The sequence below is a fragment of the Mesorhizobium qingshengii genome (assembly GCF_900103325.1).
In the GTDB taxonomy this organism is placed as follows: Bacteria; Pseudomonadota; Alphaproteobacteria; order Rhizobiales; family Rhizobiaceae; genus Mesorhizobium; species Mesorhizobium qingshengii.
Genome location: NZ_FMXM01000011.1, coordinates 59,278 through 85,349, shown reverse-complemented (window position 1 = coordinate 85,349; position 26,072 = coordinate 59,278). Strand labels below are relative to the sequence as shown.

The window sequence follows — 26,072 nt, the reverse complement described above, 5'->3', positions numbered from 1 at the left end:
GACCCATCAGTGACCGGCTGAATCCGGCTTGGGAATTGCGATGCGCCGTCTTGCGGCCCTTTTCATGTTGACGCTGCTCGGCGCCTGCTCGACCGTGGACGATCTCTCGCCGCTGTCGCCGTCCAGCAGCCAGACGGTCGCCGTGCACGCGCCCCGCTTCGCCGATTCCAAGCCGCATGAATGGGACAGCGGCGCGCCGTGGAATTATGCCGTTCATGGCACCGACGTCTCCAAATACCAGACCTCGGTCGACTGGCCGGCGGCCAAGGCCAGCGGCATCTCCTTCGCCTTCATCAAGGCGACCGAGGGCGGTGACCGCTTCGATGACTATTTCAACGAGCATTGGGCCCGCACGAAAGCCAACGGTGTTCCGCGCGCGGCCTATCATTTCTTCTATTTCTGCACCCCCGCGGCCCAGCAGGCGCGCTGGTTCATCCAGAATGTCCCCGTCGATCGCTCGGCGATGCCGCCGGTCCTCGACATGGAATGGAACCCGAAATCGCCGACCTGCAGGCTGCGCCCCGACGCCGCCACGGTGCGCGCGGAGATGACCACCTTCCTCGAAATCGTCGAACGGCACTACGGCAAGAAGCCGATCATCTACACCTCGGTCGATTTCTTCGACGACAACCAGCTATCGACCTTCCGCGGCTACCCCTACTGGCTGCGCTCCGTTGCCGGCCATCCGCGCGAGAAATACGGCAGCCACCCCTTCACCTTCTGGCAGTATACCGGAACCGGCATCGTTCCCGGCATGACCGGCAAGTCCGACATCAACGTCTTCAACGGCAGTGAAGCCGCCTGGAACAAGTGGCTGCGGCAGAACACCCGTTGATGTCAGGTTCAACGGCAGCACCACGTTGGATCAAATCATTCCTGCAGAAGTGCCGTTGATACCGGGGTTCAACGGCAGCCAAGCCGCCAGCAACAACAGGCTGCGGCACAACACCCGTTGACACCGGTTCAACGGCAGCGAGGCCGCCAGGAACAAGTGGCTGTCGCAGAACACCCGTTGACACCGGGCCTGCCGCCTGCTTTTCGACAGAGCCAGCGGTAAAGTCTGCAACCGCCGGTACTCCAGAGCTCCGCGCCCCTATGGCTGCGCTAGGACGCCTTGGGATCCTGAATGTCGAAAGGAAGCCGATGCGACTGCGTTCGAAAGCCCTCGCGGCGCTGTTCTTGTGCGCCACGGCCTTGCCGGCGATGGCGCAGGAATGCGGCGGCGACTTCGAAGCCTGGAAGCAGGGCGTGGCGGCGGAAGCCAAGGCGGCTGGCGTCGGCACCGCCGGCCTCGATGCGCTGGAGGATGCGACCATCGACGACAAGGTTCTGGCGCGCGACCGCGCCCAGGGTGTCTTTACCCAGACCTTCATCGAATTCTCCAACCGCATGATCTCGGCCTACCGGCTGAAGCAAGGCGCGGCAAACCTGAAGAAATACGCCGACGTCTTCGCCCGCGCCGACCAGCAGTTCGGCGTCCAGGCACCGATCATCGCCGCCTTCTGGGCGCTGGAAACCGATTTCGGCGCCGTGCAGGGCGATTTCCACACGCTGAGCGCCCTGGTGACACTCTCCCATGATTGCCGCCGCCCACAGCTTTTCCGGCCGCAACTCATCCCTCTTTTGATGCTGATCGATCGCGGTGTGCTGCCGGAGAACGTCACGGGCGCCTGGGCCGGCGAGATCGGCCAGACGCAGATCCTGCCTTCGGACTATCTGGCGCGCGGCGTCGACGGCGACGGTGACGGCAAGGTCGACCTGCGCAACAGTGTCCCGGACGTCATCATGACCACGGCCAACAAGGTGCTGTCGCGCGGCTGGAAACGCGACCAGCCCTGGATCGAGGAAGTCCGCGTGCCCGACGACATGCCGTGGGACCAGACCGGACGCACCAACAAATTGCCGCTGTCGCAATGGGCGCTGTGGGGGGTCACCAACCCGAACGGCACGCCGCTGGTCGACAACGGCCTGAAGGCCGGCCTAGCCTTGCCAATGGGGCGCAAGGGTCCGGCCTTCCTCACCTACGACAATTTCGACGTCTATCTTGAGTGGAACCAGTCCTTCACCTACGCGCTGACCGCGGCCAATCTCGCCAACAGGCTGGCAGGCGCGCCGCAGTTCGATCCGCGCAATCCCGAGACCGGCCTCGACAACGAGCAGATGAAAGCCTTGCAGACCAAGCTGGAAGCCAGGGGCTACGACGTCGGCACGGTCGATGGCATCCTGGGCACCAACACCCGCGAAGCGATCCGCAAGGAGCAGATGCGCCTTGGCCTGCCAGTGGATGGCTGGCCAACGCCGGATCTGCTGGCGAGGCTTTAGCTCCTCTTCCTTCTCCCCTTGTGGGAGAAGGTGGATCGGCGCGCGAGCGCCGAGACGGATGAGGGGTGTTCCAGCGGAGTGAGGCGTAGGCGTTCTCTGGAACACCCCTCATCCGTCGCCTTCGGCGACACCTTCTCCCACAAGGGGAGAAGGAAGAAACTTAATCAGCCATCGTCTCCAAACTCGCAAACCCTTGTGGCGCGTCGCCCTCGTCGAACGGCGTCGTCACCTCGACGAAAGTGTCGGGATAGAAGCCGTTGAAGCGGGTCCTGAGCGACAGCGAATAGGCGCCGATATGGCCGATCTCGATCCAGTCGCCGGTGTCGACCGTTTCCGGCAGCCAGAACGGCCGCGACAGGATGTCGACGGAATCGCAGGTCGCCCCGCAGACCTTGAACGGCACGATGTTCTTTTCCTCGCCATTGCGCGACCGGATCGCTGGGTCGGGAATGAAGCGTGCCGGCAGCGTGATCTTGCCGGTCCATGAATCCGACAGCGACGCCCAGATGCCGTCATTGATGTAGAGCCGCTTGCCCTTGCGCAGCAGCACCCGCACGATCAGCGACAGGCAGCGCGCGACGATCACCCGGCCCGGCTCCGCGACCAGCGGCATCTGGTCGAACTGGTATTCTTTAAGATCGCCGGACAGCCGCGACATGATCTGGCCCAGCGACGGCATCTCGATCTGCTTGCGGTTGGGATCGTGCCCGTATTCGGCCGGAAAACCCCCGCCGACATCGAGCCCGGCAATGTCGAAGGTCAGCCGGTTGCGCACCCAGTCGGCCGAGGCCAGCGCCCGCTCATAAGTGTCGGGGTCCTCGATCTGGCTGCCGACATGAAAACACAGGCCAACCTTGTAGCCGGTGCGGTTCAGCCGCTCCGCCAGTTCGACAGCATAGGCAGGCCCGGCGCCGAATTTCTTCGACAATTCGTAGGCGGCGAGGCCCTTGGTCTGCACCCGCACGAACACGCTGATCGAGCCCGGATCGATGTCAAGCGCGCGCACCACCCGCGTCAGCTTGGTGATCTCGTCCTCATGGTCGAGCGAAATGACGCGGATGCCGTACTTCTCCAACGCCAGCTTGATGTCCGACTGCGCCTTGACCGGGTGCATATAGAGCATCTCGGCATCGGCGGAGACGGCGCGCACGGCGGCGAACTCGCCGGGCGAAGCGACGTCGAAGGCATTGACGCCGGCCTCGACCAGGGTCTTCAGCACGATCTGCTCGCCATTGGTCTTGACCGCATAGGCGGTCTTGCCCGGGAACATGCCCATGAACTGCCGCGCATCGGCCTTCAGCACCTGCGGGCGGAAGCAATAGATCGGATCGTCCGGGCGAAGCGCCAGTGCCGCCTCGCGGGCATTCTCGAATCGCTGCATGGACGAATCCTCACCTCGGCTGCGCACAATTAATCCAAGCTAGCGGCTAATGAAAACAATTCTGTGTCTCGCGGCCCTGACGCGGCGGCGCTAGGTCTTTGGCGGCAACGTCTGCCATCAATCAGGTTTCGGGTGGCCCTTGTCGCCGAACCCGATATGCCTTCCGCCTGACTGGCTGGCATTCAGGCCGTCTGGGAGGACGATCACATGGCAATAGCCGCGACATCCACGCCACGCGGGCCGATGGTGCTCAAGGACTGGGGACAGCTCCTGCTGCTCGGCGCGATCTGGGGCGGCTCGTTCTTCTTCGCCCGCATCGCGGTGGCTGAGCTTCACCCGCTGGTGCTGGTGCTGTTTCGCGTTGCCATCGCCGCGATCGCGCTGCAGGTCTATCTCGGTCTGCGCGGACCGTCTTTCCGGCTCGCCCTTCCGCACGCCGGCTTGTTCTTCCTGCTGGCACTCACCAACAACGTGATCCCCTTCTCGCTGATCTTCGCCGGCCAGACCCAGCTTGGCGCCGGTGTCGCCTCGGTGCTCAACGCCACGACGCCGTTCTGGACGCTGATCTTCGCCAACGCGCTGACATCAGACGAAAAACTCTCCTGGAACAAGTTCGTCGGCATCGCCCTTGGTGTCGCCGGCACGGCGGTGATGATCGGCCCCGGCCTGCTTGCCGGGCTCGGCGGGCCGGTCTGGGCCAAATTCGCGCTGATCGGCGCTTCGCTGTCCTATGGGATTGCCCTGATGATCGCCCGCCGCTTCAAGGGCGTGCCCTCGCCGGTCATCGCCACCGGACAGCTGACCGCCTCGACCATCATCATGATCCCGATCGTGCTGTTCACCTATGGTCCGGCTGGCCTGTTCTCGGCCTCACCCCCGGTGTGGGCGGCGGTGCTGGCGCTGGCGCTGCTGTCCACCGCCTTCGCCTACATCCTCTATTTCAACCTCGTCGCCTCGGCCGGCGCCACCAACGCCTCGCTGGTCACGCTCATCGTGCCGGCCAGCGCCATGCTGCTTGGTTTCCTGTTCCTCGGCGAGCGGCTCGAACTGTTCGAAGTCAGCGGCGTGGTGCTGATCGCGCTTGGCCTCGTCACCATCGACGGGCGAGTGTTCGGTCTAGGTTAGATCGCCGCGCGTCCAACTGGACCCGCAAAGGGCGCTCCAGCCCCTCTAATTGAATCTCCGCAACGTGCTTTCCGGAAGTCAAGTACGACTTTCGAGCCCATGCCGGTGGCGCTGCCCTGACACGCCAGCGACACAGCGCCGCCATAATTTATTCACAGGCCCTAAGCCGGTTTTTGCCTAGGAGTTTCAACGTCTAACGGCAAAACCGAAGTCGCAAATTTCACAATCACGTCGCAATGCAGCATATTTTCCGCTTGCCTGTGGCCCAAATGAACCTAGACTCTTAGGCATAGCTCTTTAAGAGGAGGCTATGCCATGGGACTTACGAGGCCAATCAACGCATTGATGATCTGTGCTGCGTTCGCCTTCATCGGAGCCCTTATTATGGGCTTTCTTCCCTGACCCGCCAAGTTGGGAAGACCAGCACCCAATAGTCCAACCGATTCGAAAGGCCGGGTTTTTCCCGGCCTTTTGCTTTTTCAGCCTGTTCATGCCGCGGCTGACCCGGCTGCCTCCACTTCATGCGAGCGGATGCCGATCATGTGGCAGATCGCGAAGACAAGGTCAGCCCGGTTCATGGTGTAGAAGTGGAAGTCGCCCACCCCGCGCTCGACCAGGTCCAGCACCTGTTCGGCCGCCACCGCCGAAGCCACCAGCGCATGCGTTTGCGGATCGTTCTGCAAACCGTCGAAGCGCTCGGCCAGCCATGCCGGCACCAACGCACCGCAACGCGCCGAGAAATTGGCGACCTGGGTGAAATTGTGCACCGGCAGAATGCCGGGCACGATCGGGATGTAGATACCGGCGCGGCGCGCGCGCTCAACATAGCGCTCGTAGAGATCATTGTCGAAGAAGAACTGGGTGATCGCCCGCGTCGCGCCATTGTCGACCTTGCGCTTCAGCATGTCGATGTCGGTGGCGAAGTCAGGGCTTTCCGGGTGCTTCTCCGGATAGGCCGAAACCGAGATGTCGAAATCGCCGGCATCCTTCAGCGCCCCCACCAGTTCGGCGCCGTTGGCGTAGCCGTCCGGATGCGGACGATAGGCGGTTCCGACGCCGGCGGCCGGATCGCCCCGCAAGGCGACGAAGCGCTTCACGCCCATGTCGGCGAATTCCTGGATCACCGCGTCGACCTCATGGCGGGCGGCGTCCACACAGGTCATGTGCGCCGCCGGCGTCAGGCTGGTCTCTTTCAGGATACGGCCGATGGTGCGTGCGGTTCGCTCACGCGTCGAGCCGCCGGCGCCATAGGTCACCGAGACGAATTTCGGCTTCAGCGGCTCCAGCCGGGTGACCGTGTCCCATAGCCTCGCTTCCATCTCGTCGGTCTTCGGAGGGAAGAATTCAAAGGAAACGCTGACCTTGTCGCCAATGTCCGGGCGGCGGGAAAAACGGAACTGGTTCATCAGGCGATTTCCCCTATCGAGCTAACTTTGGCCTGGCGGCTTTCATTGGAAGGGTCGGCGATCAGCAGGCGCCGGTCGCGGCCAAGCCAAAGCTTGACGGTGAGCTTGGCCTCATTGCCGCCGCGCGGCTCGAACTCTTGGGCATCCTCGAGATCGAGGCCGGCTTCGGAAAACCACTCCTTGATCTGCCGATCCGAAAAGCCGAGCCGCATATGCGCGTGTTCGTCACGCAGGAACTCCAGCGCATGCGGCGCGAAATCGACGATGACCAGCCGCCCGGCCGGGCGTAAAAGCCGCGCGGCCTCGTGGATGGCGCGGGCGGGGTCGTCGAGATAGTGCAGCACCTGGTGGATGGTGACGAGATCGAAGGCATCGCGCTCGACCGGCGGCGCGAAGATGTCGCCCTGCCGCACCTGCGCATTCGAAATGCCTGCCTTGTCGAGATTGGCGCGCGCCACGGTCAGCATCTCGCGCGACATGTCGATGCCGACACCGCGCCGGTAGAGCGGCGAGAATATCTCCAGCAGCCGCCCGGTGCCAGTGCCGAGGTCGAGCATCGACTGGAACGGCCGCTTGCCAACCAGCTTCAGCATCGCGGCTTCGACGGCGCGATCCGGCACGTGCAGCGAGCGGATATGGTCCCAGCTCGCCGCGTTCACCGAAAAATATTCGGTGGCGCGGTCCTGACGCTTGCGCTTGACCGAGGCCAGCCGCTCCAGGTCGCGCTCGACCTGCGGGTCGGCACCGCGAATGCCGGAAACCAGCCCCATCACGAAGTCGCGCGCGGAATCGGCGTCCGACAGGCGGAAGAAGGCCCACGACCCTTCCTGGTAGCGGCCGATCAGCCCGGCCTCCAGCAGCAGCTTCAGATGCCGCGAAACGCGCGGCTGCGACTGGCCGAGAATTTCGGTAAGATCGGAAACGGTGAGGTCACCGCGCGACAACAGTGCCAATATGCGCAGCCGGCTGGATTCGGCCGCCGCCTTCAGTGTGTCCACCATGGTGTCTAGCGAAACATGCATCAGTGTATTCTCTTTGAAAAAGATATAAACATATGTTTATGTCGATTTTCCAAACCTTGCAAGCGCTATGTCGCTTCCGGACAAGAAAATGCCGCATGCGTGATTTCCCGCTCCATGCCTCCCAAAACTGTGTAGCGATCTTGGGACAAGGATATGCACCAACAGGAAGATGGGCAGAATGACCGCACCGCGTGAAATGTTCGAGGCGCGCGAAGGCGAGCAGAGACTGGAAACCGACCCGGCACTAATGCCGCCGGATGGCGGCATCGTCTTCATCGGCCGCATCGCCTCGCCATGGACGACGCGGGAGGCCTGCCCGAAGAACATGCGCAACGCGCGCGAGACCGGGCGGCCGGCGGTGCTGACCATCGACCCGCCTTACCGTGAAGGCCTGCGGGGCCTGGAGCGCGCCAGCCACGTCATCATCCTGTCCTGGCTGCACCACGCGCCGCGGAATCTGATTGTGCAGAAACCCCGCCATGCGGCTGAAGCGAAAGGCGTATTCGGCCTGCGCTCCCCTGCCCGGCCGAACCCGGTCGGCCTGCATGTGGCGAGGCTCGTCGGACTCAACATCGCCACCGGGCGCATCGATCTTGACGCCATCGACGTGCTCGACGGCACGCCGGTCATCGATATCAAGCCCTATTTCGCTTCGACCGACGCCATATCAGAGGCGACCATGGAAGGCCGCAACGAGCGATGAAAGCGCCGACGGGCCGACGTCGCGCCATCGCCAAGGCGCTGACCGCGCTTCTGCCGCTGGCGCCCTATGCCGACATGGAGAAGATCCGTACCGACGCCGGCGCGGTTCATATGAAGACCTTGCCGCCGACCATCGCCGTGTGGCTCGCAACCATTGCCCATATCCGCCACATGCACACCGATTACGAGAAGCTGCTAAGCGAGGGCTACGACCGCGACTCGGCGCGTTTCTTCGTCATAGAGCAGACCAACATCGTGCTCACCCGCTGGCGCGCGACACGGCTGCTCGACGCCGATGACGAGGATGAATAAGGCGGCAAGTCCGCCTATTGCCGCGTCAGGACGGCGACCGCATTGTAGGGCTGGCCGTCCGCCTGGCCGACCCAGGTCCAGGACAGGTTCCCCTTGAAAAACCTGACGGTGATGTCGCCGCCGTCGATGCACTTGTCCTGACCGTAAGTGATGCTCTCATGGTATTGCGCCGAAGTGTCGTCCCTGGACGTCTGCGACAGCGATCCGCCACAGCCGAGCGATGGATAATCGATCGACGCGCCGCCCTCATTGATCGTCATGGCGATCGACCAGTCGGCGCCGGCGTCGCCGGCCGGACTCTGGTGGCCGTTGCCAACCCAGGTGCCGGTCAGCGTCGGCACATTCACACCGCACGGAACGTTCTGGAAGATCGGCGTCAATTCGCTGCCTGTCTTCTCACAGCGATAGGTCTGGCCGCCCTGGCACAGGTCCTCACCTTCTTTCGCGCACTGCGCACTGGCTTCGCCCGCGGCGGCGAAAATCATCATGCCTGCGATGACGGTCCCAAGCCTGCCCATGTCCCCTCCCGTTCAGAGCCGCACAATTGTAGGGCAATTCCAGTCCGATGTATCGGCCGGTTCGCCCTGGAGGACGAACAGCGCCGGGCGGGTGGCTCTATCGCTTCCGCTTGGGGCCGATAGCCTGCGGATTCCGCCTTGCGCGAGAGGAAGCCCGATGAGCCAGACGACGGCAATACAGGACACGAAGCCACTGCCTGCGGTCAGCGACCGCCACGTCGACCCGCATTCCTATCCCAAGGGCATCGCCTTCCTGGACGGCCAGTACCTGCCGATGTCGCAAGCGAAGATCTCGGTGCTGGATTGGGGCTTCCTGCATTCCGACGCCACCTACGACACGGTGCATGTCTGGAACGGCCGCTTCTTCCGCCTCGACCTGCACCTCGAGCGCTTCTTCGGCGGGCTGGAAAAGCTGCGGATGACGATCCCCTTCGACCGCGAGGGCGTGGCTGAAATCCTGCACAATTGCGTCGCACTGTCGGGTCACCGCGCAGCCTATGTCGAGGTGCTGTGCACGCGCGGCGCCTCGCCGACCTTCAGCCGCGACCCGCGCCAGGCGGTCAACCGCTTCATGGCCTTCGCCGTGCCGTTCGGCTCGGTCGCCAATGCCGAGCAATTGCGGCGCGGCCTGCATGTCGCGGTCAGCGACAAGGTGCGCATTCCGCCGGCCTCGATCGACCCGGCGATCAAGAACTACCACTGGCTCGACTTGGTGCGCGGTCTCTATGATGCCTATGACAGCGGTGCCGAGACCGCGCTCATCCTTGATTTCAACGGCAATGTTGCCGAGGGCCCGGGTTTCAACGTCTTCTGCGTCAAGGACGGCAAACTGTCGACGCCGGACATCGGCGTGCTGCCCGGCATCACCCGCCGCACCGTTTTCGATCTCTGCGCCGAGGCCGGACTTGCCGCTACGGCCGCCAATGTCAGCGTCGCCGCGCTCAAGGCGGCCGACGAAGTCTTTATCACCTCGACCGCCGGTGGCATCATGCCGGTGACGCGGATCGACGGCACCCCGGTGGCGGACGGCAAGGTCGGCGCGATCACCAGCCGGCTGATGGCGCGTTACTGGGAGAAGCACGACGATCCGGCATGGTCGAACCCGGTGCGCTATCCCTGATCAAAGGGCGGCTTGTTCAAAAAGATTCCCCCTCGCCTCTGGAAAATCCCGGGATACGCCGTATATGCCCGCAAGCGGAGAAGCCTCCGCTTTCACCCGAAAATCACGCCCGCAGGGGCAAGGATTCCACATCATGACAAACAAGGTTTGGTTCATCACCGGATCGTCGAAGGGTTTTGGCCGCGTCTGGGCCGAGGCCGCATTGGCGCGTGGCGACCGCGTCGCCGCGACCGCCCGCGATGCCGGCACGCTCGCCGATCTCGTCGAGAAATACGGCGACAACATTGCCGCGATAAAGCTCGACGTCACCGACAAGAAAGCCGTGGATGCCGCTGTCGCCGAAGCGCACAAGCGCTTTGGCCGGCTCGACGTCGTCATCAACAATGCCGGCTATGGCCATTTTGGCGCCATCGAGGAAGTCAGCGAACAGGAAGCCCGCGACCAGATCGAAACCAACGTGTTCGGCGCCCTGTGGGTGACCCAGGCCGCGCTGCCGATCATGCGGGCGCAACGTTCCGGCCACATCATCCAGATCTCGTCGATCGGCGGCGTCAATGCCTTTGCCTCGCTCGGCCTCTACCACGCCTCGAAATGGGCGCTCGAAGCCTTCAGCCAGTCGCTGAGCATCGAGGTCGCGGAATTCGGCATCCATGTCACGCTGGTCGAACCCGGCGGCTTCTCCACCGACTGGGCTGGCCCGTCGGCCAAGGTCTCCCAACCGATCGAAGCCTACGCTCCCGCGCGCGCCAAGATGGCCGAGCGCCGCGCCAATTCGGTCGCCGGCGATCCCGAGGCCACGGGCCCGGCGATGCTGGCCATCGTCGATGCGGCCGAGCCGCCGCTCAGGGTCTTCTTCGGCGATGGCGGCCTGCCGATGATCAAACGGGAATACGCCAACCGTCTCGCCACCTGGGAAAAATGGGACCACGTTTCCGTCATGGCGCAAGGCGCCAAGAAGAACCGCAAGGCAGCCTAGACGATGCAAAATCCCGCTACGCCGCCTCCGGTGGCGTAGCCCTGCCCTGCTAAGCCGGATAGATCCACTGCTCGGGCACGCGCACCGAGATTTCTTCGCCTGCCCTGATCGTTCCCGGCTTCTCGACCCACGCGACGACGCCCCGAAGCCGCTTAGCGGCCTTCGGGAACAACAGCGCGCCGGCTTCAACGTCGGCCATGCCGGCGTTTTCGGCGATCGATCGGCCGGAGATGCGGCAAGGTCCGTTCTGCGCGTCGACCTTGATGGTCGCGCCGCCCTTGAAGAACAGCAGCGTGCCGGCCGGCAGCATGGACAAATGCGGCACGCCTTCGATCACCAGATTGGCGCCGATCCACTCCGGCTTGATTTCGGCGAGACCCATCCGTTCGGCGACGATGGCCAATTCATCCGCCGCCACGACAGACAACTGCCGTTCGTTGCGCATTTCGGTGCCGCGCGGATACCATGGCTCGCGTCCGCCCGAACGCCGCGTCGATCCGGCATGGAAATCGCCTGATATGCCGTCGAAGCCCAGGCGCAACTCGTCCACCGGGCGTGTCTCGAAATGATCCGATGGCGCGAGGTAAAGTGCTGCCGCCCTGGCGGCAAGCTTTCGCGCCGGGATGATTTCGAGCGGCTTTTCAGCCTCGGGGAAGAGATCCAGCATGGCTTCATTCCTTGGATGATGCCGTTTGGTTTTGCCCTTCGGCCGGCAAGGCCGCAAGGGCGGTTTGGGCCAAAACGCGCAACTCTTCGACCGACGCGCCGTCCCGCGCCTGGATCGACATGCCGTTCATGACACCTGCCAGGTATTTGGCGAAGCCCTCGACCGATAGGTTTTCCGGCAGGTCGCCCACTGCCTTGCCGTTGGCCAGCCGGTCCGCAATCGCCGCCTCACTCGCCTTGCGATAGGTCTTGAGCTCATCCGCAACGGCTTGCGCCTGTGGCGAAGTTGCCAGCGCACCGCTGACGAACAGGCATCCGCCGGGCTTGCCGGGCCGGGAATAGGCCTCCGCCGCGCCGAGCAGCAACCGCCGGATCGCCTCCCGTGTCGGCACCGGCGCGCTCAATGCCTCAAGCGCAAACCCTATCTCGGTCTGGTGGTAGCGCATCAGCGCCTTGCGGAACAAAGTCTCCTTGTCGGTGAAGGCGTTGTAGATTTGCGGCGGCGTCAGCCCCATCGCCTCGCGCAGCATGGCCAGCGACGTTGCCTCATAGCCGTGCTCCCAGAACAGATGCATCGCCGCATCCAGAGCCCGATCGGGGTCGAATGCGCGCGGCCGGCCACCCCTAGGCTTTTCCAATTTATCCATAGTGATCGATACGAAACCTATTGACTCGCCTTCTCCCCATAACGTAACAATTGATACGAAACATGGCAAGCCGAATGACACCCTGCCAGCAAGGCCATGCAACCAAAGGCAAAGGAGAGCCAAATGCCAATCACCGTGACCGCGCCAGAAGGCGTACTGACCCCGGCGGGAGAGCGCGAAATCCTGCCGCGTCTTAGCGCCGCCCTCATCGAAGCCTCTGGCGCCACCGGCAATTCGTTCTTCACCGCGATTGTCGGCGGCACGGTCCACGTCCTGCCGCCTCACCACATCTACGCCGGCGGCGCCAATCGGCCGGTCGTCATGGTGGAACTGAAATTGCCCAACATCGGCCTTGGCTCGATCGAAGCCCGCAAGGACTTCATCACCGCTGCCTGCGGCATTGTCGAAGAGCTCTGTGTGCCCGGCCACCGGCCTGAAAACACATGGATCAACATCGTCAACGCGCCCGACGGCGGCTGGGGTATCGGTAACAGGCAATATACGGGTGACGCGCTTGTCGCTGCCGCCACCGCAGCCGCGCACTGATCTGGCGATGAACGGAAGCGAACCGATGCGGCTCTCCCCTTCGCTGTTCTTCACCACCAATTGCGAACCGGCGCTGGCCTTCTATGAACAATGCGGCCTTGGCCGGGGAACGATCCTGCTGCGCTGGGGCGACGACAACATGCCGGTGCGGACCGAAGCCATGCGTGGAAAGGTGTTGCATGCGCGGTTCGAAGGTCCGGGGGTGCTGTTTCACGCTTCCGACAATGATGACGCGGAGCCGATGAAAGGCTCGGCATTGATGCTGGACTTCGACGACCTCGCCGCCATGCAGGCTCTTTTCGATCGTATGGCGGCGGGTGGCCGGATCACCGTGCCGTTGGCGCCGCAATACTGGGGAACCAGCTTCGGCATGATCGTGGACGCATTTGGCGTGCAATGGATGTTCAGCTGTTCTGGCGGCTGATGTTGCCAGGCTCTTCCATCAGGAGAGCTTCCAGCCATCCAAGTTCCAGTGCGTCGGTTTCGATGCTAGCTTTCAGAACAGCAGGAGGCGGCAATGGAACAAAGTGAAATCGTAAAACGATCAGCCGGAAACTTCTTGATCTTTGCGGCTTGCGCGTTCCTGCTATGGATTTGGGCCGCGCTCATTGATCGGATTGCGCAGATTGTGCGCCTTTCCACACCCGATCACCTTACCGGCGTTGCCGCCTCGATAGCGAGTTCCGCCACGCTTCAGGCGATCATCAGCATCTGGCTTCTGACAGCTGCCGTCGCGATTGCATTCCCAGTAATCTGGCGACCGCTCTCCATGACCACGACGCTGATGTTCGACGTTGGCTATGGCATTCTTGGCGCCTTGACGGGCTTCGGCTTAGCCATCGGCCTTTTTGGTGGGGGGTGGCACATATTCCTGTGGGCGTTGATCTACAGCATAGCCATCGCCGTCGGCTATGCGCTGGTACGCTGGTGGCTGCCGCTTTCGGAGGTGCAATCTTACGGCAGTAGCCGGTGGATCCTTGCCGGCATTCTGTTCCTGGCCTCCCCGGTGATCCTTATCTGGGGATAGGCGGGCGAATGCTCCGGCCCCGCGAACGCATCGGGATTCGATCACGACCTTCTTACCTGAAACCGACCTGTTTCGGTACCGCGCCGCATTGCCGCCGCGCCACGCTGGTTTGATGATACCGCCCAGATAGGAGGGAGCTCATCATGCGTCCGGGGACGGCAATCACACTGCTTTGGCTGTTCTGGGCCGCGACATGGGCCGCCGCCGCCTTCTGGGCCGACCGGGTCGAGAAGCGCGCCGGCTTTCAGGTCGAGGCGCCTTACCGGGCGGTCCTCATGCTTGGCACCATCCTGCTCTTCATTCCGGCGCACGGCTATGTCGGGCGGCTTCGGCTGTGGTTTCCCAATCTTGCCGAGGCCTGGATCTGCGTCGCGTTGATTGCCGTCGGCCTCGCCTTCTGCTGGTGGGCACGCGTGCATCTTGGCCGATTGTGGTCAGGCACGGTCACCGCCAAGGCCGAGCACCGTGTCGTCGACACCGGCCCGTACCGTCTCGTCCGCCATCCGATCTACACCGGACTGCTCCTGGCGATCCTGGCCACCATGGCGGCGAAAGGCACTCTCTGGGGTGTTGCCGGCGCCATTCTGCTGACCATCGGCATCGTCATGAAGGCAAGACTGGAAGAGCGCTTCCTGCGCGGCGAACTGGGCAGCGCCTATGATGACTACGCCAGGCGCGTACCGATGCTGGTGCCTTTCGCGCCGGTCTGAAGCGACAAGACGTGTTGAACGCCAGCTCAGTTTGAATGTCTTGTCACACTGCTTTGCTGGAAGTGGTCGACGGCACCGTCAATGTGAACCCAGTCATGTTTCGACTGCTCGAAAACCGACCTGATAGGGGGTGGGTGTTTCGGGTCAGCCAGCGCGCCGACCGCGACGCCGATCAGCGACGGCAGCTTGTCGGCCTTCCAATAGATCGTCGAGCCGCAGTTTGGACAAAAGTAGCTGTGGACCCTCCCGCCGCTTGCCGCATCCCTGGTGAACTCTTTGGGAGTTCCGGAAATAGCGACGGCGTCGACCGGATAAAAGGCGCCGACGCCAAATGGCGCGCCGGTTCTGCGCTGGCAGTCAAGGCAATGACAGGCGACAACCAGTTTCGACGCTCCTGGAAGCGTTAAGGTGACAGCCCCGCAACTGCATCGGGCATCAGCCATTGGAAAACCCTCCTTTTTTGGAAGTGAGACCATGTTGATTTCAACCGAGACACTCCCGAACGCCGGGAGGTGTCGAGATTCAGGTCAGGCTGAGGGGGTAGAAGGCGTGCTCGAATCGGCCAGACTGGGCGGATTTCGAGACTCCGAACGAAGCGTGCCTTGGTAAGGAAGTGCGGGGACGCCGCCTTCCGCAGGCCGGCTGAATATTAGCACACGTTAGAGCATTCTGAGAAGCGCGCCACCTATCGAATATCCCGCGCCAAAGGCGCAGATCAGGCCGTGGTCACCTGGCTTCATGTCGGCATGGTTCTGCGACAGCGCGACGATGGCGCCGGCGCCCGCCGTGTTGCCAAGCTTTTCCAGCACCATCGGCGCGCGGTCATGGTCGACCTCGTGGCCGAACGACAGCTTCAGGATCATGGCATTCATGCGGGCATTGGCCTGATGCAACCAGAAGCGCCTGACAGCCTGCGGCGTCAGCCCGTGCTCGGCGAGGAACTCGACAATGAATTTGTGCCCGGCGACGGTGACTTCCTTGAACACCTTGTTGCCGACCTGCTTGATCAGATTGCCTTCCAGGTTGATCATATAGGGATCGTCCTGGGCAGTACGGGTGTAGTAGCCAAGATTGGTGCGGATGTTGTTCGACATCTGCGTCCAGATCCGCGTGTCGAGCACCTCGAAGCGTCCCGGTCGCCTCTCGCCCAGGGCGAGCCCCTCGACCACCATCGACACCGAGGCATCGCCAAAGATGAAATGCGTCTGCCGGTCGCGGAAATTGAGATGGCCGGTGATGATTTCCGGCGTGGTCACCAGAATGCGCTTGTGCGCCCCCGAGCGCACCAGGTTGACCGCCATGTGAAGTGCTGCCGCCGCCGACGAACAACCAAGCCCCATGTCGAAGCCGGCGCCCTTTGTGCCCAGCGCCTCCTGCATTTCGATGGCGATCGCCGGATAGGGTCGCTGGTGGTGCGAGGCCGAGCAGATGATCAGGTCGATATCGGAAGGCTGCAGCCCGGCATGGTCGAGCGCTTTCCTGGCCGAGGCGATGCCGAACTCGGCTTCGAGCGACAGCGCATCGTCCGGGCGCGCTGGAATGCACGGCGTCATGCGGGTCGGATCGAGAATGCCTTCGCGCTCGATCACGTGGCGGGTGCGCACGCCCGAAGCGTGGACGATGAAGTCGCTGTCCGATTTCTGCAGCGGCGGCTCGTCGGTGCCCTGGCGGCGCGCATTCTCCATGTCGACCCAGGCATTGAAGCTGGCGACCAGTTCTTCATTGGTGATCGAGGGTTCAGGAATTTCAACGCCGATGCCGCCGATGATGACGCGATGCATGTCCAGTCTGTCCCATCCGCAGCGTTGCGGCTTCATGTGGGCGCCGTAACGCTCCGGCGCAACACTTTTCTCACTGAGGCGGTTTACGCCAGCTTAAGCCAGACTTCACCAGGCGCAGAGCTTGGTGTTGGTCTGCGGGTTGTTCCAGCAGGCGCCATCGTCGCGGCTGCGCACGAACTGTCCCGGCAGCGACACGTTGCGGCGGCCAAGATTGACATAGCCATAGGCGAAGCCTGGCCCGTCGACCTCCAGCACATAGGTCGGATAGCCCGGCGCCGAGATGCGGAAGCTGCCGGCGCCGTCGATCGCGCGATAGCTGCACGGAAAATAACCGTCGTCGCTGGTGAAGCAGCGCGCCCGCTTGGCCTCGGCCGAGACCGACAAGGCCAGAAATGTCGCCGCGCACACGCTGCCGCCGAAAAGCAATTTCCCCAATGTCATCATCCACCCCCTGCCGCGCGAGCTTGACGGAATTCCCGCGGAAATGAAATGCGCATGGTGGCGAAACCGGGTCAAGCAGCGGCGATTGGCTGCTGGCGATGTAGATAATTCTTTCCTAGCCGGCCCGCTTGGCGACGATAAAAATACGAGGGAAGCGCAGCAGCACCTTGCCGTTCGCCGTCCTCGGATAGGCCTTGGCGATCTTGGCCGTGTAGCTGTCGAGGAACATCTTGCGCTCGTCGGCTTCGAGCGGATCGAGGAAAGGCTTCAGGCCGGTCGATTTCACCCATTCGACGATCGCCTCGGCGTCGGCCAGAGGATGATTGTAGATCGTGTGCCATATGTCCAGCCGATCGCTGAGCGGCGACAGGAGGTCATAATAGAACGACACCGGCGGCAACGGCGCGCGCGCCGCACCCTTGATCTTTGCGGCAAACGGCATTTCGGCGGCGGTCTCCCGCATCAGGCGATGGGAGTCCTCGCCCATATTGTCGGGCATCTGGATGGCGAGCGCGCCGCCTTGCGCCAGAAAGCCCATCAGCCGCTGGAACACCGCCGGGTGCTCGGGCAGCCACTGGAAGACCGCATTGGCGAAGATCACGTTGACCGGCTCCCCCGGCTGCCATTTGGACGCATCGGCGATGTCGAAGCTGACTTCAGGCAGCCGCGCCCTCGCCTTTTCGATCATGTCGGGAGAGGTGTCGAAGCCGCTCACCTCGGCATCCGGCCAGCGCTCGACCAGAAGTTCGGTCGAGTTGCCCGGCCCACAGCCGATGTCGACGACCCGGCGCGGGAAGTCCACCGGCACTTGCGCGACGAGATCACGCGCAGGCCGCGTGCGCTCGTCCTCGAATTTCAGATATTGGGCGGCGGACCAATCAGCCATTTGAACTCCTCATATCACCTTGAGAATTCGCCGCCCCAATGCCCTTACCGCTTCAGAGTGATCCCCTACCGCGTCAGCCTCTTGTAGGTCATGCGGTGCGGATTGACGGCATCGGGCCCGAGCCGGCGGATCTTGTCCTGCTCGTAGTCCTCGAAATTGCCCTCGAACCATTCGACATGGCTGTTGCCCTCGAAGGCGAGGATATGCGTCGCCAGACGGTCGAGGAACATGCGATCGTGCGAGATGATGACGGCGCAGCCACCGAAGTTTTCCAGCGCGTCTTCAAGGGCGGCCAGCGTTTCGGTGTCGAGATCGTTGGTCGGTTCGTCGAGCAGCAGCACATTGCCGCCCGTCTTCAGCATCTTGGCCAGATGCACGCGGTTGCGCTGGCCGCCTGACAGGTTGCCGACCTTCTGCTGCTGGTCGCCACCACGGAAGTTGAAAGACGCGCAATAGGCGCGCGTGTTGGCCTCGAACTTGCCGAGCTTGACCACTTCGGCGCCGCCGGAAATCTCTTCCCACACGGTCTTCGAAGGATCGAGCTGGTCGCGGCTCTGGTCGACATAGCCGAGCTTGACCGTTTCGCCGATGCGAATCGTGCCGGCGTCCGGCTTTTCCTGGCCGGTGATCATGCGGAACAGCGTCGTCTTGCCGGCGCCATTCGGGCCGATAACGCCAACGATGCCGCCGGGCGGCAGCTTGAAGGACAAATTGTCGATCAGCAGCGTGTCGCCAAAGCCCTTCGACAGGCCTTCCGCCTCGATCACCACATTGCCGAGCCGTTCGCCATGCGGAATGACGATCTGCGTATCGCTCGGACGCCGCTTGTCGGCGGCATCGAGCAGATCCTGGAATGCCTGGATACGCGCCTTGGACTTGGTCTGGCGGGCCTTGGGGCTGGACTGGATCCACTCGCGCTCGCGGCCGATCGCGCGTTGGCGGGCATCGTCCTCGCGGCCTTCCTGCTTGAGGCGCTTGGCCTTGGCTTCGAGGTATTTGGTGTAGTTGCCCTCGTAAGGAATGCCGCGGCCACGGTCGAGCTCGAGGATCCAGCCGGTGACATTGTCGAGGAAGTAGCGATCGTGGGTGATGATCATCACAGCGCCCGGATAGGCGCGCAGATGCTTTTCCAGCCACGCGGTCGTCTCGGCGTCGAGATGGTTGGTCGGTTCGTCGAGCAGCAGAAGGTCGGGCTGGCGCAGCAGAAGCTGGCAGAGCGCGACGCGGCGGCGCTCGCCGCCCGACAGCTTGGTGACGTCCGCATCCTTGGGCGGGCACCCCAGTGCTTCCATCGCCATCTCGACCTGCTGTTCGAGGTCCCAAAGGTTCAGCCGGTCCATCTCGTCCTGGAGCTTGGCCGACTCGTCGGCCGTCTCGTCGGAATAGTTCATCATCAATTCATTGTAGCGTTCGATGATGGCGGTCTTGGCGGCGACGCCTTCCATGATGTTCTCGAACACCGTCTTGTTCGCGTCGAGCACCGGCTCCTGCGCCAGGTAGCCAACGGTGGCGCCTTCCGCCAGCCAGGCCTCGCCGCTCCACTCCTTGTCGAGCCCTGCCATGATCTTGAGGATCGTCGACTTGCCCGAGCCGTTGGGACCGAGAATGCCGATCTTGGCATCTGGATAGAAGGACAGATGGATGTTCTCAAGCACCTTCTTGGTGCCATAGGCCTTGTTGAGGCCGGCCATGTGATAGATGAACTGGCGTGCCACGCGCGCTTTCCCTGAAAAACTGACTGGATTGTCAAATTGAATGGAGGTTGGCCGCTATGTAGGCGATGCAGCGGCGAACGGCAATCGCTTTCGCCGCTTCGGTCCGGTCACACGAGGAAGTGTCCGCCGAACCGGGCAGTTTTCCACCGGTCACCGAACTTGCTGAAAGCTCCGGTTAACCCTTCCGCGTCAAAACAGGAATGGGGTGGAATCGCTGGCTGGCCGCGATTTCGAGAGAGAGATCGGATCGACGGCATTGCTGAACAGTTTCCTGCTCCTTGCCGAAGCGGTCGTCTACTTCAGCGTCATGGTGACGCTCTTCCGCTTCAGAAAGCGTATCGGCCTCGGCGTCTTCGTCTGCGCGCTCGGCGTCATGCACTTCCTCGAGACCTATCTCGCCAGCGTTTTCTATGTCGCCTTGCCGTTCGGCATGGTCTCACCGGGCTCGGCGGTGCTGTTTTCCGGGAAGCTGGTCATGCTCTTGCTGCTCTACATGAAGGAAGATGCCGCCACCGTCCGTCAGCCTATCTATGGGCTTCTGCTCGGCAATACGCTGATGGTCGGGCTGGTGCTGCTCCTGCGGATGCACGCCATCGCCGCGCTTCCCGATGGCAGGCTTCCCGACATCGGCTTCATCGACGAGATGGGCTGGCTGATGGTGTGGGGCACGACGCTGCTCTTCGTCGACGCCATCCTGATCATCCTGCTCTATGAAAAGCTTGGGCGCACCTTGCGCAAGGCACAGTTCGCGCGCATCCTGATTTCGGTCGCTTGCGTGCTCACTTTCGACCAGGCCGGGTTCTTCACCGCGCTGCATTTCGTTGCCGGCGCGCCGATCGCCGTCTTCCTCGGTGGCTGGTTTGCCAAGATGGCGGCGGCGCTGGCCTTCAGCGGCATGCTCGTGGCCTATCTCAGATGGTTCGAAGCCCGGGAGATTTCGGTGCCACGTGGGCTCACCGACATCTTCGACACGCTGACCTATCGCGAGCGCTATGAAGCCCTGGTCGAACATGTCGGCCGTGACGGCCTCACCGGCCTGCTGCACCGGGGGCGCTTCGACAGCGACGGTGAAGCCGCGGTTCAGGCCAGCCTGCGCACGGCCAGGCCACTCAGCCTGCTGATCATCGATGTCGACCACTTCAAGTCGATCAACGACCGTTTCGGCCATGCCGAGGGCGACAAGGTGCTGAAAGCCATTGCGGCATTGCTCGGCGAAATGGCTGGTGCCGAAGACCAGGTGTTCCGGATCGGCGGCGAGGAATTCGCCATCCTCAGCTCGCGTCCGCACCCGGTCGCCAGGCTGTTCGGCGAAAGCATCCGCAACGCGGTCAAGACGTCAGCCACCACCAGCCGCTTCGAGCTGACCGTCAGTGCCGGCGTTTCCAGCGTCAGCGAAACGACCCGCAGCCTTGCCGATATCTTCGCGCTTGCCGACCAGCGCCTCTACAAGGCCAAGTCGACCGGACGCGATCGCGTCGTGGGCGAACCCGTTGGCCAGGAAGCCGACACCGCCGTTGCATGGACGAAGCCTGCGCAGCTGTAATCGTGGTTCTTGCTACGACATCTGCTGACGCCGAATGCCTGTCGCCGCCGCCGCCAAATGATGCGCGACGCAGCATAACATCAGCTTGCGGGCGAGACGACAGCCTACTGTACTCCGCGCGCCGTATCTACTGGAACCCGATCGCGTCGACGGTCCCTGTCGGGCAACCGGCCTTGTTGGTCGGCACCGAAGCCAGCAACAGATCCTTGAGCGAACTGTCGGGGCCGATCGGGCCGGCAAGGCCGAGCGTCAGTTCGCCGATCAGCCGCCGGCCGCTCGACGGATCGATGACGCAGGACACGCGTACGCGGTCGCCTGCGCCAGCGCCGAAGGCTGTGTCAAAGGCGCCGCGAATCTGGTCCGCCGTCAGCTTGCCGCCGATGTTCTTGACAAAGAGATCACGCACCGGCGAGCTGTTCACCGCACGCATCAGGTTGAGCGCGTCGGAGAAGTATTCCTGCTGGCTCTTGCCGTAGCAGGTGCCGTGCTTGATCCATTCATGCCGCTCGAGCTGGGAAGCCGTGCCCGGCATCACCCGGTCGAGTTCCGAGCGAGTGTTGGCATCCAGATTGACCGGCGGCAGATCCTTCCAGTGGGCAGGATTGTCGTTGGCCTTGTCGCCTGCCGTCACCTGGCAATAGAAATTGCCGCCCGGTTGCGGCCACAGGCCGTGCAGGGTGAAATGCGTCGCGTCGAAGTCGTTCGCGCTCTGTGCCTTGCATTCCGTCTTGCTCGACTTGGTCTCGCAAAAGGCCGGTTGCCAGCTCAGGGCGAAGACATAGTCCGGTTTCCCCGAGGCGGATGTCGCCGGCTTGCCCTGCCCGCCCGGCACTGTCGCGGCGCTGCTGCCGGACACATGGCCGCAACTGACCTTCACCCAGCGGCGCTCCGGATTGGCGCCCGGCACCAGGATGAGATAGTGCGTCGGCGCATCCTTGTTGCCGGCAAGCAGCTGGTAGCCCTGCCCGGCATCGGTCGAGACATTGCCCGGATTCTTGCCGTTCTTGATGGCTTGCGTTGCCGGACAGGCAGCGTCGGCAACGAACGTGCCGCTCAGCTTGACGTCGGCATGCGCAGCACTGGCCAGCGACACCGCCAGCATGGCCAATCCGAAAACAAAACCAATGCGCATATGGAATCCCCGGCTGAAGAAAGTGGGCGACAGACTGCCGCTGTCTCCGTGTCAGAATTGCGATATTTCGCCGGTCAAACGCAAGAAACATCGTCGCGCAAAAGCAGCCGTGGCGGATTGACGCAAAATCGGCGCCGGCGCAAACAATGCCTGCGCCGCGAAGGTCGGCGGAACCTGGAGACCGAGCGGCATGTCATTCAGCCAGCAGCGCGTGGTTCGCTCGCCGACCGGTGCCGATCTCAATCTTTTCGTCCGGCAGGCCGACGGCCGGCCACGCGCTGTCGTCCAGATCAATCACGGACTGGCCGAACATGCCGCGCGCTATGCGCGCTTTGCAGATTTCCTTGGGGAACGCGGCTTCCATTTCTATGCACACGACCACCGTGGCCATGGCGCCACAAAGGCTCCCGACGCACCGCTCGGCAGGTTCGCCGACAAGGACGGCCCTGCCAAGGTGATCGCAGATATCAATGCCATTCATGATCTGATCGCCAGCGAACAGCCAAACCTGCCGGTCATCCTTTTCGGCCATTCGATGGGTGCGTCCGTGGCGCTGAACTTCCTGTTGCGCCACTCTGCTCGCGTTCACGCCGCCGCCATCTGGAACGGCAATTTCTCGGCTGGCCTGCTCGGACAGGTAGCGCTCGGCATCCTCGCCTGGGAGCGGTTCCGGCTCGGCTCCGACGTCCCGTCGCGCATACTGCCCAGGCTGACCTTTCAGGCCTGGGGCAAGGCGGTGCCCAATCACCGCACATTGTTCGACTGGCTGTCGCGCGACGAGGCGGAGGTGGCGAAATACATCGCCGACCCGCTGTGCGGCTGGGATGCCTCGGTATCGATGTGGCGCGACGTCGTCGGCATGGCGCTGAACGGCGGCAAGGATGCCGGCTTTGCCGGGATGCGGCGCGACCTGCCTGTCAGCATCGTCGGCGGCGAGAAGGACCCCGCGTCGGATTACGGCAAGGCTGTCGACCACCTAGCGAAACGCATGCGCGCGATGGGCTTTTCGAATCTCGTTTCAAAGGTTTACGCCGACACCCGCCACGAAAGCCTGAACGAGGTGAATCGCGACGTCATCATGGCCGATTTCGCCGCCTGGGCCGACGGCGTGCTGAAATCGTGACCCGGTCACGCGGCGCGTCTCTTCTTCGAACCGGACCGTTGGCCTATCGCAAGGGCCGTGACAGCCACTGCCGGGCTTGATAGAGGCTCTGCTTTCGCAGCAATCACGGTGATTGCAGCAACCACGGTGATTTATGGCCGAACCCCCGCTGAAAGGCGTCCGCGTCGTCGAACTCGCCCGCATCCTTGCCGGGCCGTGGGCCGGGCAATTGCTTGCTGATCTAGGCGCCGACGTCATCAAGGTGGAAAGTCCCGATGGCGGCGACGACACCCGCAAATGGGGACCACCCTTCGTCATCGGCAAGGACGGCGAGAACCTGTCGGCCGCCTATTACCATTCCTGCAACCGCGGCAAGCGCTCCATCGCCATCGATTTTTCGACGCCTGAGGGCGCCGAGACGGTGCGCCGGCTGGTCGCCACGTCGGATGTGCTGATCGAGAACTTCAAGCTCGGTGGCCTGAAGAAATATGGTCTTGACTACGACAGCCTGCGCAAGATCAATCCGCGCCTCGTCTATTGCTCGATCACCGGCTTCGGCCAGGATGGGCCCTACGCGCCACGCGCCGGCTACGACTTCATCATCCAGGCCATGGCCGGCATGATGTCGATCACCGGTGAGGTCGGCCGCGAGCCGCAAAAGGCCGGTGTCGCCATATCGGACATCTTCACCGGTCTTTATTCCGTCATCGCCATCCAGGCCGCATTGCGTCATGCCGAACAGACCGGCGAGGGTCAGCACATCGACATGGCGCTCTTCGACACCCAGATCTCGGCGCTCGGCAACCAGAACCTCAATTATCTCGTCTCCGGCAAGTCGCCGGTCCAGATGGGCAACGCGCACATGAACATCGCGCCTTACGAGGTGGTGCCGGTCCGGGATGGCCACATCATCCTGGCGGTCGGCAATGACGGCCAGTTCGCCAAATTCTGCGCTGCCGTCGGGTTGGACGATTTGCCGACCAATCCCGATTTCGCCACCAATCCGGCCCGGGTCGCCAACCGGGTAAAGCTGCGCGAACACGTGATCGAGGCGCTGAAGACTTTTGATCGTGACCCGCTGCTGGCAAAGCTGGAAGCGGCAAGCGTGCCGGCGAGCCCAATCAACACGATCGGCCAGATGTTCGCCGACCCGCAGACGATCGCCCGCGGCATGCGGCTTGATCTCGACGACGGCCACGGCAATCTCCTGCCTTCGGTGCGCGCGCCGATGGTCATGTCGGGCACGCCGCTGGTCTATGAGCGCCCCTCGCCGCGCCTGGGCGAACACACCGAAGAAATCCTTGCCGAACTGGAGAGGTCCAAGAAATGAAGACCGGCGGACAGCTGATCGTCGACGCACTCGAAGCCAATGGCAGCGACCGTATCTATTGCGTGCCCGGAGAATCCTACCTCGCGGTGCTCGACGCACTGCACGACTCACCGATCCGCACCATCGTCTGCCGCCAGGAAGGCGGTGCGGCGATGATGGCCGACTGTCACGGCCGCCTGACCGGCAAGCCCGGCATCTGCTTCGTTACCCGCGGCCCCGGCGCGACCAACGCCTCGGCCGGCATCCACATCGCCATGCAGGATTCGATCCCCCTTATCCTGTTCATCGGCCAGGTCGCCAGCCACGCCAAGGAGCGCGAGGCCTTCCAGGAAGTGGATTACAAGCGCTTTTTCGGCGACATCGCCAAATGGGTGGTCGAGATCGACGATGCCTCGCGCATCCCTGAATTCGTCACCCGCGCCTTCGCGGTGGCGACATCGGGCCGTCCCGGTCCCGTGGTCATCTCGCTGCCTGAAGACATGCTGACCAGTGTCGTCGAAGCGCCCGCTGCCTTGCCGCACACGCCGGTCGAAACACGGCCGGGCGAAGCCGAACTCGATGCGCTGGAAAAGCTGCTCGGCAAGGCCAAGCGGCCTTTCGTCATCCTCGGCGGCACGCGCTGGGACACCGAGGCCGTGGCACGCATGCGAACGATCGCCGAGGCGTGGTCATTGCCGGTCGGCTGTTCCTTCCGCCGCCAGATGCTGTTCGACCACCTGCATCCGAACTATGCCGGCGATGTCGGCATCGGCATCAATCCGAAACTGGCGACGGCGATCAAGCAGGCCGATCTCGTGCTGCTGATCGGCGGCCGCATGGGCGAGATGCCGTCCTCCGACTACACGCTCTTGAAGAGCCCCTACCCCGACCAGACGCTGGTCCATATCCATGCCGACGCCGGCGAGCTCGGCCGCGTCTATCGGCCGACACTGGCGATCAACGCCTCCCCCGCCGCCTTCGTCGAAGCCTTCGCCAAGCGCAAGCCGGCCTCGGCACCCGTCTGGGCGGGCGAGACGCCAAAGCTGCATGCCGCCTATCTCGACTGGTCGACACCGCCGGAAAGCGGTCCAGGTTCGGTCCAGATGGGACCGATCATGAACTATCTGGAGAAGATGCTGCCCGACGACGCCATCCTCACCAATGGCGCCGGCAACTACGCCACCTGGGTCCATCGTTTCCATCGCTTCCGCCGCTTCGCCACCCAGGGCGCGCCGACCTCGGGCTCGATGGGCTATGGCACCCCTGCCGCGGTCGCCGCGAAAGGGCTGTTTCCGGACCGCACCGTGGTCGCCTTCGCCGGCGACGGCTGTTTCCTGATGAACGGGCAGGAATTCGCCACCGCCGTGCAGTATGACCTGCCGATCATCGTCGTCGTCGTCAACAACGGCATCTACGGCACCATCCGCATGCACCAGGAGCGCGAGTATCCCGGCCGCGTCGTCGCCACCGATCTCAAGAACCCCGACTTCGCTGCCTTGGCCCGCGCCTATGGCGGTCATGGCGAAACGGTCGAGACGACGGCGGACTTCGCCCCGGCCTTCGAGCGTGCCCGCGCCAGCGGCAAGCCGGCGATCGTCGAGATCAGGCTCGACCCGGAGGCGATCACGCCAAGCCGGACGATGACGCAGATTCGCGACAAAGCGTAAGAAAAAGGGGCGGTTG

General features: G+C 63.2%; 27 protein-coding genes. 15 read left to right on the top strand and 12 right to left on the bottom strand.

Annotated features, from left to right (window positions below):
* The first annotated feature begins 40 nt into the window (after positions 1-40).
* Together BLS48_RS18525 and BLS48_RS18520 are read left to right on the top strand one after the other, a co-directional pair.
* The gene (locus BLS48_RS18525; protein WP_091580280.1) at positions 41-835 is read left to right on the top strand and encodes a glycoside hydrolase family 25 protein; all 795 of its coding nucleotides are present in this window, start codon (positions 41-43) and stop codon (positions 833-835) included.
* Between the two features lie 308 nt (positions 836-1,143).
* On the top strand, positions 1,144-2,322 hold the full coding sequence (locus BLS48_RS18520) for a lytic murein transglycosylase (protein ID WP_091580278.1): 1,179 nt from the start codon (positions 1,144-1,146) through the stop codon (positions 2,320-2,322).
* A gap of 160 nt (positions 2,323-2,482) precedes the next feature.
* On the opposite strand, the gene BLS48_RS18515 is transcribed toward BLS48_RS18520, so the two are convergent.
* Positions 2,483-3,703, bottom strand: coding sequence for an alanine racemase (locus BLS48_RS18515; protein WP_091580275.1), 1,221 nt, complete (start codon positions 3,701-3,703; stop codon positions 2,483-2,485).
* A gap of 207 nt (positions 3,704-3,910) precedes the next feature.
* On the opposite strand from BLS48_RS18515, the gene BLS48_RS18510 reads away from it, so the two are divergent.
* Positions 3,911-4,828 (top strand): DMT family transporter, encoded by a 918-nt coding sequence (locus tag BLS48_RS18510; protein ID WP_091580273.1) that lies wholly within the window; start codon positions 3,911-3,913, stop codon positions 4,826-4,828.
* Positions 4,829-5,316: 488 nt separating this feature from the next.
* Here the strand turns inward: BLS48_RS18510 and metF are convergent, their stop codons facing one another.
* Positions 5,317-6,234, bottom strand: coding sequence for a methylenetetrahydrofolate reductase [NAD(P)H] (metF, locus tag BLS48_RS18505; RefSeq protein ID WP_091580270.1), 918 nt, complete (start codon positions 6,232-6,234; stop codon positions 5,317-5,319).
* Positions 6,234-7,256 (bottom strand): ArsR/SmtB family transcription factor, encoded by a 1,023-nt coding sequence (locus BLS48_RS18500; RefSeq protein WP_091580268.1) that lies wholly within the window; start codon positions 7,254-7,256, stop codon positions 6,234-6,236. Before BLS48_RS18500 ends, metF begins: the two co-directional genes overlap by 1 nt.
* A 178-nt stretch (positions 7,257-7,434) precedes the next feature.
* Here BLS48_RS18500 and tsaA point away from each other — a divergent pair, with 178 nt between their 5' ends.
* A complete protein-coding gene (tsaA, locus tag BLS48_RS18495; protein ID WP_091580594.1) occupies positions 7,435-7,959 on the top strand; it encodes a tRNA (N6-threonylcarbamoyladenosine(37)-N6)-methyltransferase TrmO in 525 nt (174 codons plus the stop codon).
* Positions 7,956-8,270: a DUF2293 domain-containing protein gene (locus tag BLS48_RS18490; RefSeq protein ID WP_091580265.1), complete on the top strand. Its 315-nt coding sequence runs from the start codon at positions 7,956-7,958 to the stop codon at positions 8,268-8,270. The genes tsaA and BLS48_RS18490 overlap by 4 nt, the downstream gene beginning before the upstream one ends.
* 14 nt (positions 8,271-8,284) lie before the next feature.
* Here the strand turns inward: BLS48_RS18490 and BLS48_RS18485 are convergent, their stop codons facing one another.
* Positions 8,285-8,788: a hypothetical protein gene (locus tag BLS48_RS18485; RefSeq protein ID WP_091580262.1), complete on the bottom strand. Its 504-nt coding sequence runs from the start codon at positions 8,786-8,788 to the stop codon at positions 8,285-8,287.
* A 157-nt stretch (positions 8,789-8,945) separates the two neighbouring features.
* Between BLS48_RS18485 and BLS48_RS18480 the strand changes: the two genes are divergently transcribed.
* Together BLS48_RS18480 and BLS48_RS18475 are read left to right on the top strand one after the other, a co-directional pair.
* The gene (locus BLS48_RS18480; protein WP_091580260.1) at positions 8,946-9,908 is read left to right on the top strand and encodes a D-amino acid aminotransferase; all 963 of its coding nucleotides are present in this window, start codon (positions 8,946-8,948) and stop codon (positions 9,906-9,908) included.
* 133 nt (positions 9,909-10,041) lie between these two features.
* Positions 10,042-10,884: an SDR family oxidoreductase gene (locus BLS48_RS18475; protein ID WP_091580257.1), complete on the top strand. Its 843-nt coding sequence runs from the start codon at positions 10,042-10,044 to the stop codon at positions 10,882-10,884.
* Between the two features lie 49 nt (positions 10,885-10,933).
* Here the strand turns inward: BLS48_RS18475 and BLS48_RS18470 are convergent, their stop codons facing one another.
* On the bottom strand, positions 10,934-11,551 hold the full coding sequence (locus tag BLS48_RS18470; protein WP_091580255.1) for an MOSC domain-containing protein: 618 nt from the start codon (positions 11,549-11,551) through the stop codon (positions 10,934-10,936).
* 4 nt (positions 11,552-11,555) lie between these two features.
* Positions 11,556-12,278: a TetR/AcrR family transcriptional regulator gene (locus BLS48_RS18465; protein WP_244529695.1), complete on the bottom strand. Its 723-nt coding sequence runs from the start codon at positions 12,276-12,278 to the stop codon at positions 11,556-11,558.
* A gap of 42 nt (positions 12,279-12,320) precedes the next feature.
* Between BLS48_RS18465 and BLS48_RS18460 the strand changes: the two genes are divergently transcribed.
* The 4 genes from BLS48_RS18460 (at position 12,321) to BLS48_RS18445 (ending at position 14,480) form a co-directional block, all read left to right on the top strand.
* Positions 12,321-12,743: a tautomerase family protein gene (locus BLS48_RS18460; RefSeq protein WP_091580250.1), complete on the top strand. Its 423-nt coding sequence runs from the start codon at positions 12,321-12,323 to the stop codon at positions 12,741-12,743.
* Positions 12,744-12,768: 25 nt separating this feature from the next.
* Positions 12,769-13,167: a VOC family protein gene (locus BLS48_RS18455; RefSeq protein ID WP_091580592.1), complete on the top strand. Its 399-nt coding sequence runs from the start codon at positions 12,769-12,771 to the stop codon at positions 13,165-13,167.
* Between the two features lie 93 nt (positions 13,168-13,260).
* Entirely contained in the window at positions 13,261-13,770 is a 510-nt protein-coding gene (locus BLS48_RS18450; protein WP_091580247.1) for a hypothetical protein, read from the top strand.
* A 143-nt stretch (positions 13,771-13,913) separates the two neighbouring features.
* Positions 13,914-14,480 carry a methyltransferase family protein gene (locus BLS48_RS18445; RefSeq protein WP_091580244.1) on the top strand — a complete coding sequence of 189 codons (567 nt, stop codon included), beginning with the start codon at positions 13,914-13,916 and terminating at the stop codon, positions 14,478-14,480.
* A gap of 26 nt (positions 14,481-14,506) precedes the next feature.
* Here BLS48_RS18445 and BLS48_RS18440 read toward each other — a convergent pair whose 3' ends face one another.
* From BLS48_RS18440 to ettA, 5 genes are all read right to left on the bottom strand, one after another.
* Positions 14,507-14,923 (bottom strand): GFA family protein, encoded by a 417-nt coding sequence (locus tag BLS48_RS18440; protein ID WP_091580590.1) that lies wholly within the window; start codon positions 14,921-14,923, stop codon positions 14,507-14,509.
* A gap of 216 nt (positions 14,924-15,139) precedes the next feature.
* Positions 15,140-16,261, bottom strand: a complete 1,122-nt coding sequence (locus tag BLS48_RS18435) for a beta-ketoacyl-ACP synthase III (protein ID WP_091580588.1) — start codon at positions 16,259-16,261, stop codon at positions 15,140-15,142.
* A gap of 105 nt (positions 16,262-16,366) precedes the next feature.
* A complete protein-coding gene (locus BLS48_RS18430; RefSeq protein ID WP_091580585.1) occupies positions 16,367-16,702 on the bottom strand; it encodes a hypothetical protein in 336 nt (111 codons plus the stop codon).
* Positions 16,703-16,817: 115 nt separating this feature from the next.
* Complete coding sequence (gene tam, locus BLS48_RS18425; protein WP_091580241.1) at positions 16,818-17,588, bottom strand: trans-aconitate 2-methyltransferase; 771 nt, start codon at positions 17,586-17,588, stop codon at positions 16,818-16,820.
* A gap of 65 nt (positions 17,589-17,653) precedes the next feature.
* Positions 17,654-19,303 carry an energy-dependent translational throttle protein EttA gene (ettA, locus tag BLS48_RS18420; protein ID WP_091580238.1) on the bottom strand — a complete coding sequence of 550 codons (1,650 nt, stop codon included), beginning with the start codon at positions 19,301-19,303 and terminating at the stop codon, positions 17,654-17,656.
* A gap of 256 nt (positions 19,304-19,559) precedes the next feature.
* On the opposite strand from ettA, the gene BLS48_RS18415 reads away from it, so the two are divergent.
* Positions 19,560-20,846 (top strand): GGDEF domain-containing protein, encoded by a 1,287-nt coding sequence (locus BLS48_RS18415; protein ID WP_091580583.1) that lies wholly within the window; start codon positions 19,560-19,562, stop codon positions 20,844-20,846.
* Positions 20,847-20,973: 127 nt separating this feature from the next.
* Here BLS48_RS18415 and BLS48_RS18410 read toward each other — a convergent pair whose 3' ends face one another.
* Positions 20,974-21,978 (bottom strand): ribonuclease T2 family protein, encoded by a 1,005-nt coding sequence (locus BLS48_RS18410; RefSeq protein WP_091580235.1) that lies wholly within the window; start codon positions 21,976-21,978, stop codon positions 20,974-20,976.
* Between the two features lie 190 nt (positions 21,979-22,168).
* On the opposite strand from BLS48_RS18410, the gene BLS48_RS18405 reads away from it, so the two are divergent.
* The 3 genes from BLS48_RS18405 (at position 22,169) to BLS48_RS18395 (ending at position 26,056) form a co-directional block, all read left to right on the top strand.
* A complete protein-coding gene (locus BLS48_RS18405; protein ID WP_091580232.1) occupies positions 22,169-23,101 on the top strand; it encodes an alpha/beta fold hydrolase in 933 nt (310 codons plus the stop codon).
* Positions 23,102-23,234: 133 nt separating this feature from the next.
* The gene (locus BLS48_RS18400; protein WP_091580229.1) at positions 23,235-24,410 is read left to right on the top strand and encodes a CaiB/BaiF CoA transferase family protein; all 1,176 of its coding nucleotides are present in this window, start codon (positions 23,235-23,237) and stop codon (positions 24,408-24,410) included.
* A complete protein-coding gene (locus BLS48_RS18395; protein ID WP_091580227.1) occupies positions 24,407-26,056 on the top strand; it encodes a thiamine pyrophosphate-binding protein in 1,650 nt (549 codons plus the stop codon). The genes BLS48_RS18400 and BLS48_RS18395 overlap by 4 nt, the downstream gene beginning before the upstream one ends.
* Positions 26,057-26,072: the final 16 nt, after the last annotated feature.

Bases quoted from the DNA above. Each gene is read 5' to 3' on its own strand.
- BLS48_RS18435 (WP_091580588.1), bottom strand. From the start codon at position 16,261: ATGCATCGCGTCATCATCGGCGGCATCGGCGTTGAAATTCCTGAACCC.
- BLS48_RS18445 (WP_091580244.1), top strand. From the start codon at position 13,914: ATGCGTCCGGGGACGGCAATCACACTGCTTTGGCTGTTCTGGGCCGCG.
- BLS48_RS18440 (WP_091580590.1), bottom strand. From the start codon at position 14,923: ATGGCTGATGCCCGATGCAGTTGCGGGGCTGTCACCTTAACGCTTCCA.
- BLS48_RS18430 (WP_091580585.1), bottom strand. From the start codon at position 16,702: ATGACATTGGGGAAATTGCTTTTCGGCGGCAGCGTGTGCGCGGCGACA.
- BLS48_RS18485 (WP_091580262.1), bottom strand. From the start codon at position 8,788: ATGGGCAGGCTTGGGACCGTCATCGCAGGCATGATGATTTTCGCCGCC.
- BLS48_RS18455 (WP_091580592.1), top strand. From the start codon at position 12,769: ATGCGGCTCTCCCCTTCGCTGTTCTTCACCACCAATTGCGAACCGGCG.
- BLS48_RS18395 (WP_091580227.1), top strand. From the start codon at position 24,407: ATGAAGACCGGCGGACAGCTGATCGTCGACGCACTCGAAGCCAATGGC.
- BLS48_RS18405 (WP_091580232.1), top strand. From the start codon at position 22,169: ATGTCATTCAGCCAGCAGCGCGTGGTTCGCTCGCCGACCGGTGCCGAT.
- BLS48_RS18515 (WP_091580275.1), bottom strand. From the start codon at position 3,703: ATGCAGCGATTCGAGAATGCCCGCGAGGCGGCACTGGCGCTTCGCCCG.
- BLS48_RS18460 (WP_091580250.1), top strand. From the start codon at position 12,321: ATGCCAATCACCGTGACCGCGCCAGAAGGCGTACTGACCCCGGCGGGA.
- BLS48_RS18525 (WP_091580280.1), top strand. From the start codon at position 41: ATGCGCCGTCTTGCGGCCCTTTTCATGTTGACGCTGCTCGGCGCCTGC.
- BLS48_RS18510 (WP_091580273.1), top strand. From the start codon at position 3,911: ATGGCAATAGCCGCGACATCCACGCCACGCGGGCCGATGGTGCTCAAG.
- BLS48_RS18480 (WP_091580260.1), top strand. From the start codon at position 8,946: ATGAGCCAGACGACGGCAATACAGGACACGAAGCCACTGCCTGCGGTC.
- BLS48_RS18410 (WP_091580235.1), bottom strand. From the start codon at position 21,978: ATGCGCATTGGTTTTGTTTTCGGATTGGCCATGCTGGCGGTGTCGCTG.
- metF (WP_091580270.1), bottom strand. From the start codon at position 6,234: ATGAACCAGTTCCGTTTTTCCCGCCGCCCGGACATTGGCGACAAGGTC.
- BLS48_RS18490 (WP_091580265.1), top strand. From the start codon at position 7,956: ATGAAAGCGCCGACGGGCCGACGTCGCGCCATCGCCAAGGCGCTGACC.
- BLS48_RS18520 (WP_091580278.1), top strand. From the start codon at position 1,144: ATGCGACTGCGTTCGAAAGCCCTCGCGGCGCTGTTCTTGTGCGCCACG.
- BLS48_RS18450 (WP_091580247.1), top strand. From the start codon at position 13,261: ATGGAACAAAGTGAAATCGTAAAACGATCAGCCGGAAACTTCTTGATC.
- tsaA (WP_091580594.1), top strand. From the start codon at position 7,435: ATGACCGCACCGCGTGAAATGTTCGAGGCGCGCGAAGGCGAGCAGAGA.
- tam (WP_091580241.1), bottom strand. From the start codon at position 17,588: ATGGCTGATTGGTCCGCCGCCCAATATCTGAAATTCGAGGACGAGCGC.
- BLS48_RS18475 (WP_091580257.1), top strand. From the start codon at position 10,042: ATGACAAACAAGGTTTGGTTCATCACCGGATCGTCGAAGGGTTTTGGC.
- BLS48_RS18470 (WP_091580255.1), bottom strand. From the start codon at position 11,551: ATGCTGGATCTCTTCCCCGAGGCTGAAAAGCCGCTCGAAATCATCCCG.
- BLS48_RS18400 (WP_091580229.1), top strand. From the start codon at position 23,235: ATGGCCGAACCCCCGCTGAAAGGCGTCCGCGTCGTCGAACTCGCCCGC.
- BLS48_RS18500 (WP_091580268.1), bottom strand. From the start codon at position 7,256: ATGCATGTTTCGCTAGACACCATGGTGGACACACTGAAGGCGGCGGCC.